At 66.5% G+C, this 15,013-nt stretch carries 12 protein-coding genes; 7 read left to right on the forward strand and 5 right to left on the reverse strand.

Translation table 11 applies throughout. The annotated features are described in order from the left end of the window. Positions 1-7 precede the first annotated feature (7 nt). From EC845_RS02210 to EC845_RS02220, 3 genes are all read left to right on the forward strand, one after another. On the forward strand, positions 8-2,107 hold the full coding sequence (locus EC845_RS02210) for a choice-of-anchor tandem repeat GloVer-containing protein (RefSeq protein WP_123295582.1): 2,100 nt from the start codon (positions 8-10) through the stop codon (positions 2,105-2,107). A 50-nt stretch (positions 2,108-2,157) separates the two neighbouring features. Beyond that, a complete protein-coding gene (locus EC845_RS02215; protein WP_123295583.1) occupies positions 2,158-4,020 on the forward strand; it encodes a hypothetical protein in 1,863 nt (620 codons plus the stop codon). An 80-nt stretch (positions 4,021-4,100) separates the two neighbouring features. Beyond that, positions 4,101-4,673 carry a biliverdin-producing heme oxygenase gene (locus EC845_RS02220; protein WP_123295584.1) on the forward strand — a complete coding sequence of 191 codons (573 nt, stop codon included), beginning with the start codon at positions 4,101-4,103 and terminating at the stop codon, positions 4,671-4,673. Between the two features lie 24 nt (positions 4,674-4,697). Here EC845_RS02220 and EC845_RS02225 read toward each other — a convergent pair whose 3' ends face one another. Beyond that, the gene (locus EC845_RS02225) at positions 4,698-5,540 is read right to left on the reverse strand and encodes a cyclase family protein (protein WP_123295585.1); all 843 of its coding nucleotides are present in this window, start codon (positions 5,538-5,540) and stop codon (positions 4,698-4,700) included. A 57-nt stretch (positions 5,541-5,597) separates the two neighbouring features. Next, complete coding sequence (locus EC845_RS02230) at positions 5,598-7,667, reverse strand: alpha/beta hydrolase domain-containing protein (RefSeq protein ID WP_148077217.1); 2,070 nt, start codon at positions 7,665-7,667, stop codon at positions 5,598-5,600. A 259-nt stretch (positions 7,668-7,926) separates the two neighbouring features. On the opposite strand from EC845_RS02230, the gene EC845_RS02235 reads away from it, so the two are divergent. Both EC845_RS02235 and EC845_RS02240 read left to right on the forward strand, forming a co-directional pair. Continuing rightward, positions 7,927-8,310, forward strand: a complete 384-nt coding sequence (locus EC845_RS02235) for a DCC1-like thiol-disulfide oxidoreductase family protein (RefSeq protein WP_123295587.1) — start codon at positions 7,927-7,929, stop codon at positions 8,308-8,310. A 129-nt stretch (positions 8,311-8,439) separates the two neighbouring features. After that, the gene (locus EC845_RS02240; protein ID WP_123295588.1) at positions 8,440-9,201 is read left to right on the forward strand and encodes a hypothetical protein; all 762 of its coding nucleotides are present in this window, start codon (positions 8,440-8,442) and stop codon (positions 9,199-9,201) included. Positions 9,202-9,289: 88 nt separating this feature from the next. On the opposite strand, the gene EC845_RS02245 is transcribed toward EC845_RS02240, so the two are convergent. Then, positions 9,290-10,114: a 3-ketoacyl-ACP reductase gene (locus EC845_RS02245; RefSeq protein ID WP_123295589.1), complete on the reverse strand. Its 825-nt coding sequence runs from the start codon at positions 10,112-10,114 to the stop codon at positions 9,290-9,292. Between the two features lie 128 nt (positions 10,115-10,242). Between EC845_RS02245 and EC845_RS02250 the strand changes: the two genes are divergently transcribed. Further along, positions 10,243-11,163 (forward strand): LysR substrate-binding domain-containing protein, encoded by a 921-nt coding sequence (locus tag EC845_RS02250; RefSeq protein WP_233597907.1) that lies wholly within the window; start codon positions 10,243-10,245, stop codon positions 11,161-11,163. A 97-nt stretch (positions 11,164-11,260) separates the two neighbouring features. Further along, positions 11,261-12,280: a tripartite tricarboxylate transporter substrate binding protein gene (locus EC845_RS02255; RefSeq protein ID WP_123295590.1), complete on the forward strand. Its 1,020-nt coding sequence runs from the start codon at positions 11,261-11,263 to the stop codon at positions 12,278-12,280. 66 nt (positions 12,281-12,346) lie between these two features. Here EC845_RS02255 and EC845_RS02260 read toward each other — a convergent pair whose 3' ends face one another. Together EC845_RS02260 and EC845_RS02265 are read right to left on the reverse strand one after the other, a co-directional pair. Then, positions 12,347-14,209 (reverse strand): hybrid sensor histidine kinase/response regulator, encoded by a 1,863-nt coding sequence (locus tag EC845_RS02260; protein ID WP_123295591.1) that lies wholly within the window; start codon positions 14,207-14,209, stop codon positions 12,347-12,349. Further along, entirely contained in the window at positions 14,206-14,853 is a 648-nt protein-coding gene (locus EC845_RS02265) for a response regulator transcription factor (protein ID WP_123295592.1), read from the reverse strand. The genes EC845_RS02260 and EC845_RS02265 overlap by 4 nt, the downstream gene beginning before the upstream one ends. Between the last annotated feature and the right edge of the window lie 160 nt (positions 14,854-15,013).

Consider the following 15,013-nt stretch of genomic DNA (forward strand, 5'->3'; position numbering starts at 1 on the left):
ACACGCTATGACACGCCTGACCTCACTCTCGCTTGCCGCACGCCTGGCTGCGCTCTCGCTGGCCGCCACGGCGCTTTTGCCGATTCCTGCCGTCGCCCAGGACCTGGGCGTCCTGAGCCGCATCACGTCCTTTCAGTACTTCGGCCCCGATGTCGACGGCGGTGGCGGTGCCATGCAGGGCTGGCCCGGCGTGCAGCGCCCCACCGGCGTTCCGCTGGACATCGACGGCCTCAACGGACGGTTTCTGTATGTCCCGGTCGAAGGATCCATCCGCGAATACAACTGCCCCACCGGCGTCGTGAACGATTGCGCGGGTGCCGGTCCTGCGCTGGCACGGGTCGCGCCGGTGGCCTCTCACTACGAGCGGATCTTCACCCAGAAAGACCTGTTCGATGTCTACCGCAACGCCGGCGGCGGCACGGTCGGCGCCCTGGTCGAACGCGCCAACGGCGACATGGTGGGGGCGCTCTCTCCCTCGGCCACGGGCGCCCGCCATGCAGACGGCAGCTACAGCTACGGTCCGGCTGCAGAAGGCTTGATGGGCAAGGGCGTGCTCTATCGCACCGATTTCGACGGTGCGAAAGCCTCGGTCATCGAATCCACCCGGGGCGTGGTGGCCTATCCGCTGGGACCGCTGGTGGCCGCGAGCGATGGCTCGGTCTACGGTCTCGACACCGGGCCCGGTCGCAACGGCCGGCTGTTCAGGTTGGATGCGCAGGACCGATTCACCGTGGTCCACGAATTTGCGGCGGCACCCAACGGCGGCAAACAGATTCCCGCCGGACTGATCCTGGCATCGGACGGCTGGCTTTACGGCGTGACGTCGTATTGGCGCGGCTACCCGGGCATGGCGGGAGCCAGCACGCGCGCCGATACCCCGACCGGCACCATGTACCGGATCGATCCGGCGACTCCCGCCAGCTTCGAGGTGCTTCATACCTTCACGCTGGAACACGGCGAGATTCTCGCCACCGATGTGTACACCGGATTCCCGTACACCGCCGGTTATGTGCCCGACCGCAGCTGGCTGGTCGAAGGCGGCGATGGCTGGCTGTACGGCACCACGTCGGTCGGAAGCTGCGCGACAGCGCTGGCCGACGGCGCGGTCAATGCCACCAGCGGTCCGACGGCGCAGAATCCCATCTGCGGCAACCGCTACGACTGGGCCAGCAATTATGCGATCGCCGCCTATCCGCACTACGACGTCAGCTGGAACGTTCACGGCACCGTCTACCGCATCCGCAAGGATGGCCAGGGCGAGATGCAGATCCTGCATCGCTTCGGCGGCGACGACGGATCGACGCCTTCGGGACCACTGGCCTTGGCAGCGGATGGCGCCATCTATGGCACGACGGCCAGCGGCGGCAGCCATCGCAGCTATTTCTCCGCCAAACGCACGACCGACACCGATCGCCCGTTCGGCACCACCTGCACGCCCGTGCGTGAGGCGGCCGGCCAATGCGAGCAGCTCAACAGCGACGGCGTGCTTTACCGCATACGTCCCGGCCAGATCGATGTGGCGATCGACGGCACGGTCCGCAACGGCGGCTTCGAGCTCGTTCGAAGTTTCGAGAAATCGGTCACCGGCAAGACGCCGATCGGCGTGCGGTCGGGCAGCGACGGGCGCGTTTTCGGCACCACCCTGTATGGAGGCGGACCCTGGACCAGCAGCCAGAGCGTCGAGTACCAGGACAACCGCTACGGAACGATCTTTGTCTACGGCCCGCCGGCCGGCGCCAGCGTCACGCTGACGGTCACGCCGGCCGAGACCACGGCCGGCAGCCGGGTGCTGCTGACCTGGACGTCTTCGCAGGCCGAGAACTGCCAGGCGAGCTCGCTGCAGAACGACTGGACCGGAGCGCAGGACGCACAGGGCACACACGAGTTCCGTCCCGCAAGCGGTGTCTACAACTACACGCTGACCTGCACGGACAGCACGACGGGTTACCGGATCGCGTCGGCCACCCAGACCTTGCGTGTGGACGCCCCCAGCACCGGCTCGGACGGCAACAGCATCAGCTACGGAAACGGCGGTGGTGCCTCCGGGCCCGTCGTGCTGGGCCTGCTGGGTTTCGTGGCCTGGATGCGCCGGCGTGGCCGCAAGTGACGGCGCCCGTCTCCTCTCACCCTCCTTCTCTTGTCTTTCAGGAAATGACCATGCACTCTTTTCATGACGTGTCGCGCCTGCGCGCAGGGGCGCTGCTGTTGGCCGGGCTCGGCCTGGTCGCCGGCGCATCCATCGGCCATGCCCAGGATCTGACGGTGACACCGCTGGTGTCGCTGACCGGCGCCAGCGGTGCCGCTCCAGGCAGCCGGCCGTTCTTGCCGCCTGTCTGGGTCGAATCGCAGAACCGGATCTACGGAACGACGCGTACGGGCGCAGCGACTGCCAGTTCCGACCTGACCCACGGCGTGGCCTACGGCCTCGACCCTTCGGATGCCGCGTCGTCGTACACCGCCTCGCCGCTGGGCGAGTCGATCGGATTCAGCATCAGCACACTGGCCTTGCTGAAGGACGGCCGACTGCTGGGTGCGACATCCCATGGCATTCCCGCGTCGGGTTACATCCCGCTGGGCGGCTTCTTCACGCTGACGAATGGCTTGGTCCAATCCGAGACGATCACCGCGTCTGTCGACATCGGCAAGCCGCGCGGCGCGATGGCCGTCGACGGCCAAGGCAATGCCTATGTCGGCAGCACGACCTTGCTGGCGCGCAAGGCCGACGGCAGTTACAGGCAACTGTTCGATTTCAATACGGCCATCGAAACAACCGGTGGAGCCCGTGTCTATACCAAGGGCGCGGTTCCGGGGATTCTGGTCTGGAGCGAACAGGATCAGGCACTTTATGGCATGTCCTACTTCATGTCGGACGCTAAAGCTACCTATCCAGGTGTACCTGCAACGGATAAGGCAGCGGGGTCGCTCATCAAAATCTCTGCTCCAGCCTTGCAGAAAAATGCGCTGGTGGCCGATGACATCGAGGTGCTTCATTTCTTTGCGCTGAGCCGCGACGGTACGCCCAGTATGGGTGACGGCGTCCAGAGCGGTCTGATCGAAGATGGCGAGTGGCTCTACGGCACGCTGACGGAGGACTCGGCGAAAAGCCAGGGCCGTGTCTGGCGCATGCGCAAGAGCGATCCGTCCTCGTTTGCCATCGCGGCAGATTTTGCAGTCGATCTGACGGCACCGCGCGAGAACGAAACGACAGGTGTCCCGGCGAAGCCCAATGGCCCGCTGGTGCGCGCCGCCGACGGTCACATCTACGGCGTCAGCCGCCGGGACAGCCGGCAGGTGGCATACAACGCCTCGGGCAAGCTCGAGCCGGTTGCAGGCGGCACGCTGTATCGCATCGTCGTGGGCCAGGCGAACGACCGCAGCGACGATCGGCTGGAGGTCGTGCACTATTTCGACGCCCCGACGGGCGCGTCTCCGGTGGGATTGTCGGCAGGTCCCGTCGTCGAAGGCCGTCAACTGCTCTACGGCGCGACCGAATACGGCGGCTCGCCGGCCGACGTCTGCTACAAGGCGACAGCAACGGCCACCCGCGGCGTCAGCACATGTACGGGCCACGGATCGGTCTTCCAGGCCAGCGTCGGCCTGCCGACCGTCGGCATCGCGGACTTCCTCGTCAACGGCCATGCCAGCGCGACCGTCGCCGCCAACAGCAAGGTGACATTGACCTGGAGCAGCACCCACGCAACGACATGCGCGGCCGACGGCGACTGGGCCGGCGCCAAGCTGGCCGAGGGCAGCGAGGAGATCGGCCCGCTCGCCACCGGAACGCACACCTTCAAATTGGCCTGTACCGGCGAGTCGGGCGTCCAGAGCGAAGAGCGGTCGGTGGTCGTCACGGTGGAGTCGGATCAGGGCTCGGGCAATGGCGGGAACAACGGCGGAAGCGACGGTGAATCGGGCGCCGGCGGCGACTCGGGTTCGTCGGGCGGCGGCGGGGCGTTGTCCGGCGCGCTGCTCCTGCCCTTCATCGCCACGGTGCTGATCCGTCGCCGCAAGCGGGGCTGAACGCCCACCCGACCCGGAGCGCCTGCCGGCAACGAGGCGCTCCGCCATTCCTTCTTTCAACCACGCCACGGATTCCCCCGATGACCGATACCCTCCTGTCTTCCCGCCTCAGGGCCGAAACACGCGACTGGCACGACCGCATGGAGACGCTGATGCAGCGTGCCGATGTGTTTGCCAGCCGCCTGAACTATGGCCGTTTCACGACCGCGCAATACCTGTTCCAGCAGGATGTCGAGGCCTTCTTCGACGATCCGCGTCTGCAGCAGGCCGTGCCCGATCTTCAGGTCCGTGGCCGGCTGGAAGCCGCCCGGCAGGATCTGCTCGATCTCGAGCAGCCCGTTCCGCCGCAACTGCCGCAGACCCGCCACGTCACGATGCCCTCGGCACTGGGCTGGCTCTACGTGTCGGAAGGCTCCACGCTGGGCGCCGCGTTTCTTTTCAACGAGGCCAAGGAAAAGCTCGGCCTGTCCGCGGATTTCGGCGCCCGCAATCTCGCCGCCTACCCCGAAGGACGGGCGCGGGTCTGGCGGCGCTTCATCGCCAGCCTGGACGAACAGCCGGCTGGCGACCATGGCAGCATCGTTCAGGGCGCTCGCAGCGCCTATGCGCGATTCGAAGCGCTGCTGCTGGCGAGCACGTCGCAGCCGACCTGACGCGACGGCAGGCTGCGGGCTGCGTCAGACCAGCGCCAGCACACGGCTGAGTCCGCCCGTCGCGCCTTCGACCTTGGGGCCGCCGACCATCAGGTGGGCGCCCGCCTCGGGAACGGCATCGAGGTTGGCCAGGGCCTCGATGCCCCAGCGTCCGCTGGGCAGCCAGCTGTTGTGCACGGGAAACGGCCCGCTGGCGATCCCTGCATCCAACGAGAGCGTGTCCACGCCGATGCCCTTGACGTGCCGTTCCTTCATCAGGAAGTCGGTGGTCGACGGATGGAAGCCAGGCGTGTGATTCTTGCCCTGCGCATCGCGGCCCACGAACCGGGGCGACTTCAGCAGCTTGTGCCAGCCCGAGTTCATGACCACGCAGCAACCGTCCGGCAAACGGCCATGCCGGCTTTCCCAGCGCCGGATGTCGGCGGGCATGACCGTGGCATCCGGGTCTTGCGCGGCCCGGTCGCGGATGTCGATGACGGCCAGCGGCACGACCAGGTCGCCCACCGGGATTTCGTCGACGCTCATGCCCTGCGCCGAGAAATGCAGCGGCGCATCCATGTGGGTGCCGGTGTGCTCGTAGAGGGTCCAGACGTTGAGGTTGAGCCCGTCCTTGGCATAGGTGAAAGCGGGTTTCTTCGAGAACCATGGGGCGCCGTCGAAGGTCGGGAAACCTTCGTAGAGCGAATGCGTCAGGTCGATCACATCGGTGAACGACACCGCGCCTCTGGCCTTGGCAGGCGTGGCCGCGACCGCCGCCGCGCTGCCGACGGCGGTCGCGGCGGCCAGGGTGGCCCCCAAGCTGCGCCCCAGAAAACTGCGGCGCTTGAGATTTTCCTGAACGGACTCCATGCAACCGGGGTAACACATGTTGAGGTCTCCTTTTCTTCAAGTGGGTTTCAAGTTGACGACGTGAAAATTCGGGCCTCAATCGGGCAGGGCCGATTTCTCGATACGGACCCGGGCATCAGCCGCACTGCGGTCGATGTCCTCGACCAGCAGGTAGCGCTGGCCGGCCAGCTTCTCGGCCACGGCCCTCGCCTGCCGGACATAGTCGGACTTCGATGCGTAGCGTTCGGCCAGTGCAGGCCGTGGATCGGCCGTCCGGCTGCGTTCCTGCGCCGTGGCGGCCAGGGGAATCATCGATCCGTTGATGCTGCACAGATCACCGGCCGCATAGCCCTGGGCGCGCAAGGCCCAGCCGGTGTAGGTCGCCACCGGAACCGCGACCTCGGGCGTGCGGATGGCTGCGACATCGATGCCGTCGGCGTCGGTGCGGGGCAGGAGCGTAAGGTAAGCCTGGGCTTTGTTCTCCTGCGGCGGCACGACGCCGTAGTCGGTCACGGTCAATGCGTTCATGCGATCCGGGAAGCCGATCCCGAGTCCCGACAGGTCCGGGAAACCGATCGCCTGGCGATCCAGCGCCGCCAGCGTGCCATCGGCGACCGACGGATAGGCACTGGGCGGCGGCGTGCGGCCGTCGCGGCTCCACTGCACCAGTCCATCCATGAGCGCGCGGACCGTTGCCGCCTGCTTGGCGGGATTGCTGAAGGTCTGGCAGATGCCCAGAGCGGGCTGCGCAGCCGGACCATGCTGGGTGCTGCCCATGAGATAGGCGCGGACGTTATCCGGCAAGGCCACGGCTTTGCCCCGGCCGTCGCTGACGATCAGCGAGGCGCGTGCCTGCCAGAACTCCAGGCTGCTGTCGACATGCATGGTCTTCGGGCAGGTCGCGTTCTGCAGGCATTGCGCAAAGATGCCGTCCCGGCGGCCCGACACCGGGTCTTGGGTGACCGCATAGCCAAAGGGAAACTGGTCGCCGTCGTAGAGGTGGTCTTCGTGTTGACGCGAGTACCGGCCGGGTTGCGCCCAGCGCACGTTGGTGTACGACTTGCGCGATCCGGCGATGATGGGCATGGCGGCATCGAAGACCTTCTGCCCTTGCACATCGGTGTTGAATCCCTGCCAGATGAGGTCGCGCAGAAAACGGCCCGACTGGGAGATGCCCATGGCCACGACGGTGGTCGGCGGCGCCGAGGCCAGCCAGCCCGGCTGGCCCTGCCCGTCGGCCTGTCCGCTTCGGATGAACGACGCCACATCGCGTGTCGCGGCCATGCCCAGGCCCATGACGACCGGGTCCTTCGCTTCGTACTGGAAGTGGTAGATCGCACCGCCGTCGAAGTCCTTCGGCCGCTGGATCTCGATCTGTTTCTCGCTCAGGTAACGCCATGACGACGTCGGCAGCACCACGGGATCGGCATCGGGACGCGGCCGGACGGTCAGTCTGGCACGCGCCGGGTCGAGGCTGGCCGCCGGGTAGGTCAAGGGGCCCGTGCTGACCTGGGCCGTGTCGTCGAAAATGAACTCTTCCCGGCTGGTGCCCGTGACGGTAGCGCCCTGCTGGCGGGCGACCGGAAAACGCGTGCCCACCGTCTGCCCGTTGCGCGAGAGCGCGACGTCGCCCTGCCAGCCGATCCACAACATGGTGTGGCCCTGCCGCATGGCCCAGCCGTTGCCGGCTTGCGCAGCCGTCTGGAACTGATTGGCCCCGTCGTTGAGCCGGGCCAGCGCCAGTTTGTTGCCACGGTTGGGGATGTCGACGATCATCACGCGCGACGATCTGGTCGGATCCTTCGGGCTCAGCATCACGACCTCGGTCTGGAAGCGGACCCATCCATCGGCCTCTGCCGCGAGCGCGACATCGGCAATGGCCCGGTTGGCCGGCGCCCGAGGATCGATCGCCACGGTGGCGATGCCCGACACCATCTCGTACTCTCCCACCTCACCGAAGCGTGTGCCGTCGAAGGCCACGTTGCGCTGGGTGACCTGCAGATGTTCGATGCGGCTGGCCACCTCCTTGCGCTGCACCGAAGGCGCATCGGACGTTCGGGCACCGGTGTCTTGCGTCGAGGTGGCACATCCGGACAGCGCCGCGATGGCCGCCACGCTCAGAAGGTGAAGGGAAATCCGTTGAATGGGGCTTCTTTGTCTCGTCATTTTTTTGCTGCGATCCTTGATACGACGTCGTCGGCGGAATGTTATGTACTAACTGGTACATGTAACATCATTTCAATCTTCGCCGAGGCTGTCATCGGTGTAAGCACCAAGATCGGCAATCCTGTGGAGATTTCGCCGGCGTGGACGATGAAGCAAAACGAGGTGCGCTGGCACACATCGGGCACGCGTCCGCCCTTTCGGCCGTGGTAGGCTGGATCGAACATTCGGATCGACAAGACACGGGTCGGGAAGGCCAGCGATGCAACAGCAAAAAAGTCTCATCATTTACGACGGCGATTGCATGCTGTGCCACAGCTATGTGCGCATGGTCAGGCTCAGGGAAGCCATCGGCGAGGTGGAGACACTGGATGCCCGCTCCGGCGATCCGCGGCTTGCGCAGTACTGGGCGCAAGGCTACGACCTCAACGACGGCATGCTGTTTGTCCACCGCGACAAGCTCTACTTCGGCGCAGAGGCCGTCCACGTCCTGGCCTTGCTGTGCACGCCCAGCGGGGTCTTCAATCGGCTCAATGCCTGGATTTTTTCGTCGCGAGCCATGGCGGTCGTGGCCTACCCGTTTCTTCGCATGGGCCGCAGCGTGGCGCTTTTCATCAAGAGAAAAGGCCAGATGCAAGCCCCCTGAGCGCACGAGCGGCCGGCGTGTCGCCCTGCATCACACCTGCAGCAGGCTCGCATCACGGAATGTTATTGGCCGAAACCGTAGAAATTGGGCACCATCTCGGCTTGCTTTCGACCCCGTCCCCCTGACGCCATGACACGATCTTCCGCCCCCGCCCTGCTCTCGCTGTGGAACAGCATCGCCCCCGACCGCATCCCGGAGTACAACCGCTGGCACACGCTCGAGCATGTGCCCGAGCGCGTCTGGGTGCCGGGTTTCATCTCGGGCTCGCGGTATGTGGCGGCAGACGATGCCCAGATTGCACCCGAGGGCCAGAGCCGCTATTTCACGCTTTACGAACTGCAGGATCTGGATTGCCTGGAGAGCGCCGCATACCAGGACCTGGTCGACCGGCCCACGCCCTGGAGCGCTTCGATGCGACCCGCATTCAGCGACTTCGTCCGCAAGACGGGGCCGGTGCTGGCCCAGGCCGGGTCGGTGCAGGGCAGCGCGCTGGTCGTGGTCCGCATGGTGTGGCCGGATGCGAATGCGGACGCGCTTGGCGACGTGCGCTGGACGGCGCTGGCCGCCGAGCTGCTGTGCGCGGGTGCGGACCTGTGCGTGAGCCGGGTTCGTATCCAGCAGGCCCTGCCGGCAGGACCGCAGGCCATGCGCAATGCCGACCGGGCGCCGGCCGGCCGCGAATGGCTGTGCCAGGTCGAAACGGCGGAACCCGAGGCCTTGTCGGATCTGGCGGCGCGTGTGGATGGGCAGTTGCGTGCGCAGTTGCCGCAGGCGCCGGCGTGGACCCATGCCAGCCGTTACCGTTTTCTGTCGCTCGTGCGGCATGCCGATGTCCAGGCCCCGCAGCGGCCCGCACCCCGGCTCGATCTGATGCCGCCGCAACCGGCCTGAACCCCGGGCCAACCGCATCGTCCAAGCGCGGCACAGGGCCGCCCTAGGACGGATCAGGCCCGAAGGGGCCCGAGAGGCGGTCAGGCGCTCAGGCCGTCAGCCGTTCGCGGACGAAGGGGCTTTCGAAGGGGCTCTTGGCCACATGCAGGCCGCCATCCACATGCAGCACCTCGCCGGTGGCAAACGGCAGACCGCCACCGGCCAAGGTGGCCACCGTGCGCCCGACGTCCCCGGCCAGCCCCCAACGGGGCATGGGCGTGAGGCCGGCCTCGACCAGCGGCTGGTAGGTGGCATGCACCGCCACGTTCATGTCGGTCTTGATCAAGCCGGGCTGCACCTCGTAGCAGGCGATGCCGTGCGGTGCGAGCTGCAAGGCAAAGATCTTGTTCATCATCGACAGCGCGGCCTTCGACATGCAGTACTCGGCGCCACGCGTCTTGGCATGCTGCGCGTTCGAGGACGACACCGTGACGATCGAGCGGAAAGCGCCATCCTGCGGCGGCACGGCCACCATGCGCCGTGCAAAGGCCTGCGTCAGGAAAAACGTGCCGCGGGTGTTGACGGCCATCAGCCGGTCGAAGCTCTCCACGCAGGTCTGCAGCACGTCGGTGGCGCGATCCTGCACCTGCACGCCGGCATTGTTGACCAGGGCATCGACGCGGCCAAAGGCGGAGAAAGCCGTTTCGGCGACGGCAGCAGCCCGGTCCACGTCGGCGATGTCCGCGCGCAGAAACACGGCCTCGGCACCCCGCACGGCCACGCCCTCGAGCGTGGCGGCGGTTTCGGCGTCTTCCACCCGGTCGAGCAGAACCAGTCTGCGCCAGCCCGCTTCGGCCAGCGCAAAAGCGATGCCACGGCCGATGCCGCGGCGCGCACCGGTGACCACCGCGGTCGGGGCGTTGGTGTGATCCATTGTCTGTCTCCATCAAAGAAGCCCCGATGGTAAGCAGCCTGTGCCGCGCAAGCCAACGACGTTGCGCAATGCGGTCCATAAGCGGACTTTATCGTCGGCGGCCGGGCCGGTGATACGCTCGCCGGGTCATGACTTCATCTATCCAGTTGGCGAATCCCCTGCGCAACCGTGTGCTCGACCACGACCTGCTGCGTGTGTTCGTGGCGGTGGTGGACTACGGCGGCTACACCGCGGCGGCCCAGGCCCTGCACCGGACGCAGGCCGCCGTGAGCCAGCAGATCAAGCGCCTGGAGGAAGCCGCCCAGACCGCGCTGTTCCAGCACCCCCGGCGCACCGTTCAGCTCACCGAACAGGGCCGCACGCTGCTCGACTACGCGCGCCGCCTGATCAGCCTCAACGACGAGGCCCTGGGCAGCCTGCGCTCGGACGACGTGGGCGGCAAGGTGCGGATCGGCGCCAACAATTACTATGCGACGGCCGTGCTGCCGCCGCTGCTGGCTCAGTTCTGCCGCCAGTACCCCGAGGTGCAACTGGAGCTGCACACGGGTGTCGCCGCCGACATGGACCGGCGCCTGGGCAGCACCTTCGACATCATCATCAACGTGCATCCCGCCGGCGCGGCGGCCGGTGGCCTGCTGCTGCGGCGCGAGCCCTTGCACTGGGTCACGTCGGTGAACGATTCGCCTCACGCACGCGACCCGCTGCCGCTGGCCCTGCTGCCCCATGGGTCGCTCTTCAGAAGCTGGGCCATTGCTGCGCTGGCCCAGGTCGAGCGTCCCTGGTATGTGGTCCAGGAAAGCACCAACATCGCCGCGTTGAAGGCCGCCTGCGTGGCCGGGCTGGCCGTCGGCGTGTTCCAGGATGCCAGCGTGGCGGGCGATGCCGTGCGTATCCTGACGGCTGCCGATGGCTTTCCGGCCCTGCCCGAGGCCGAGGTCCGCATGCAGACCGCCGAGCGCTATCTGCCCCGCGCGGCCGTGCGGCTGCACGAGTTTCTGTGCCGTACGCTGATCCACGGGGCCGGCACGACGCCCGACAAGGCTGCATAAGCGGGCGTTATGGACGCCATTGCCAATCGTCGTTGGCGCCCGCGCCCGGCTCTGGCTAGCATCGCCGGACTTTGCCCAGCCACGGAGACAATGTCCAATGCGTATCCCCCTGAAGTTCGATGCGGCACGCCGCCATGCCCTGAGCGTCCTCGCCTGCTGCGCCGCGCTCGCCACCCTGCCCTCCGCCGCCCAGGCCCAGTCCGCGCCGGCCGCGGCCTGGCCCAGCCGGCCGCTGACCCTGGTCGTCGTCTTTGCGCCGGGCGGCGCCGCCGATCAGGTGGCCCGTATCGTGGCCAAGGGTCTGGGCGACCGGCTGGGCCAGACGGTGGTGGTCGACAACCGGCCCGGTGCGGGCGGCACGGTGGGCGCGACCTTCGTGGCACGCGCGCCTGCCGACGGCAACACGCTGCTGTTCGTGAACTCCAGCCACACGGCGAGCGAAACGCTCTATCCCGGCCATCCCTATGACCTGGCCAAGGACTTTGCACCCGTCTCGCTGGTCGGCACGTCGCCGTTCTGGCTGCTGGTCAATCCCAAGACCCACCCGTCGTTCAACTCGGTGAAAGACCTGGTGGCCGCAGCCAAGGCAAAACCCGGACAGCTGACGTTCGCCTCGGGCGGTTCGGGCGGCCTGACCCACATGTCGGGCGAAGAGCTCAAGAGCCAGGCCGGCATCGACATGGTCCACGTGCCGTACAAGGGCAATGCCCCCGCCCTGACCGATGTCATCGCGGGCCGGGTCGACATGATCTTCGACCAGCAGGTCTCGTCCGAGGCTTTCGTGAAGAGCGGCCAGCTCAAGCCGCTGGCCGTCACCTCGTCCCGCCGCATGCCGGGTGCGCCTCAGGTCCCGACCCTGGCCGAATCCGGTTTTCCGCAGTTCGACATCGTTTCCTGGTACGGCCTGGCGCTGCGAACAGGCACACCGCAGCCGATCGTCGACAAGCTGCATGCGGCCATCGGCGAGGTGCTGGCCGAGCCCGACGTCCGCAAGAAACTGCAGGCTGCCGGCGTCGAACCGGGCGCCACCACGCCGCAGGCCTTTGGCCAGCTCATGCGCGACGACACGGCCCGCTGGGGCCAGGTGATCCGCAAAGCGGGCATCACGGTGCAGTGACGCTAGGAACCGCACCCGCTAGCCCGGTCAATCCAGACGCGCCCGGATGCGCAACGGCAGCGTGCGCTACCGGCTATCCGGGCTTTCGAGCGGCCACCGCCCCTCGGTCCGTCCCTGCGGACTGCACGGCGTGAGCCACTGGTCGAGCAGCGCATGCAGCTGTTCGGGCGGCACGGGTTTCTGCAGCACCAGGTAACCGGCCTCTTCGGCATCCTGCAGCGCCTGGGAATTGAACTCGCCGCTGACCATGGCGCCGCAGGCCTCGGGACAGCGGGCGAGCACGGCCTCGAGGATCTCGAATCCGCTCTCGCCCGAACGCAGGCGCTGGTCGCAGAAGACGGCTTGGGGCACAAATCCATCGTCGAGCGTGGCGAACGCTTCGGAACCGTTGGCCGCCGATCTCACGGTCACCCCCCACGCCCGGAACAGGTTGTGCCAGGCCGAGGTGACGAGCGGATCGTCGTCGATGATCAGGCAGCGGCCGCTCAATGAACGCATGGCGACATGCACCGGGCTCTCGAGCGGCTTCTCCGGGTTCAGTGCGGGCACTTCGCGTGTGACCGCAGGCATGCGCAGCCAGAAGCGCGAGCCCCGGCCTTCCGTCGAATCCATGCCGTAATCCGCACCCATCAGCGCCGCGCAGCGGGCGACCACCGCCAGGCCCAGGCCATGGCCTGCACTCTCGAGACTCCAGGCGTGTTCGTGGCGGTAGAACGGCGAATAGATGCGGGTCTTGTCGTCGTCGGCGATGCCGACACCGGTATCCCAGACCTCCAGCAGGATGTCGCTGCCGCGCCGGCGGGCCGACAGCAACACGCCGCCCTGCGAGGTGTAACGCAGCCCGTTCTGGGCCAGGTTGATGAGGCAGCGGCGCAGCAGCGTCGCATCGCCTCGGGCAAGCAGCGCGCGTTCGGACAGCCGCTCGCGCAGATCGAGGCCGCGGCTGCGGGCCTCTTCCCTGAAGATCGTGACCACATCCTCGAAGATGGGCTGCAGCTCCACGGCCCTCACCTTGGCGCTGACATGGCCGCCTTCGATGCGCGAAAGATCGAGCAGCGAAGTGAACATGATGTTGACCGACCGCACGCTTTGCTTGAGATCGCGCAGCACGGGCGCCAGCGTCGCGTCCTTGTTGCGCGACGAGATCGCTTCGACCAGGAAACCCATGGCATGCACCGGCTGGCGCAGGTCGTGGCTGGCGGTGGCCAGAAACCGGCTTTTGTCGTTGAGCGCGCGTTCGGCCAGATTCTTGGCCTGCCGGTAATTCTCGGCCAGCCGCACCCCTTTTTCCTCGAGCGCGATCTGCTGCACGAAAAAATGGTGTGCCGTGCGGGCATGACGGTAAATCGCCAGACCGAACAATAATGCCAGCGGCAGCACATAGATCCAGTGATCGGGAAACACCAGGGGTATGCCCAAAAGCACCAGTCCCCAGCAGCAGAACAGAAACCGCTGGAACACACTGAACACCGGGGTTTGGTGCGTGGCATTGGCCGCCAGTATGGCGGCAATACTGACCAGCAGCAGCAGGTGCAACTCGAAGCTCGAATCGGGCAGGACCAGCAACGGGCCGCAACCGATGCCCAGGCCATGTATCCACCCCACGTGCTGGGTCAGCGCACACCATTTGGCATGGAACGCCGCCGGCACCAGCGCACGTGCATCTCGCTCGTAGGCCCGCCGCAGCCCGCGCATGCCCAGCGCCGCCACCGCATAGACGGCGATCCACGCCACCATGCCCCAGGTCGATCGGCCGAGGTGGTACTGCCAGATTGCGAACGGCAAGCCGACGAACGGGATGGCATGGACACTGAAGACCAGGCGGTCGAACGTCATGCCCAGCAGCTTGATGCGGCCCTGTACGCTGATGCCGTCGTCGGTGTTCTCGAGCGGCGAAGAGGACGGCGGCAGCGTCTCGGTCGGATTCATGGCTCGATCTGGCGGCCGCGCATGAGCATGATGAGATCCATGCGGCTGCTGACGCCGAGTTTGGTGAAAATGGTCGACACGTGCTCCTTGATTGTGTACTCGGAAATCCGCAGTTCATCGGCTATCCGCCGATTCGGGTAGCCCCGGAGCATCATGCCGGTGATGGTGGCCTGGCGCGGGGTGAGGCCGATCTCCTTGGACGTGAGGGGCATGTCGCGGCGCTGCGAGATGTCCAGCGCATCGAGCTCGGGGGCGAACCAGGTGCCCTCGCCCATCACCACCGACACCGCCTGCGCGAACACCTCGGAAGGGGCCTGCTTGTGCACGAAGCCATGCGCCCCCGCGTTGCGCGCCTTGCGGGCGATCATCCGGTCTTCGTCGCCGCTGACCACCAGCACACGCACACCCGGACAGAGGGCCTGCAGGGCCGGCAAGCCTTCGAGCGAAATGCCGTCGGCCAGCCAGAAATCCATGAGAACCAGATCCGGTATCTGCCGGGCATCGATGGCTTCGAGAAGCTGAGCCATGCCCGCCGCCGTTTCGGCATGGACAAAACCGCATTGGTTGACCAGATACTGGGCCATACCGCGTGCCACCAAGGGATGGTCGTCCAGAACAAAAGCGAGTGATTTTTCGTAGGACATGCAAAAACGTGTAACAACAATATTGATTCAGATCCCGCAGGAGAGTATCAATTTGTTTTTCCCGGCCCCACCCCCTCCACGGAGGGGAGTCCGGACGTGCGAGCTTACCTATCATCCGGTGGCCTCGGGGCAGGTGAAATGTCCGGCGCCACCATTATGG

It is taken from the genome of Comamonas sp. BIGb0124 (assembly GCF_003752175.1).
Classification (GTDB): Bacteria; Pseudomonadota; Gammaproteobacteria; order Burkholderiales; family Burkholderiaceae_C; genus Comamonas_F.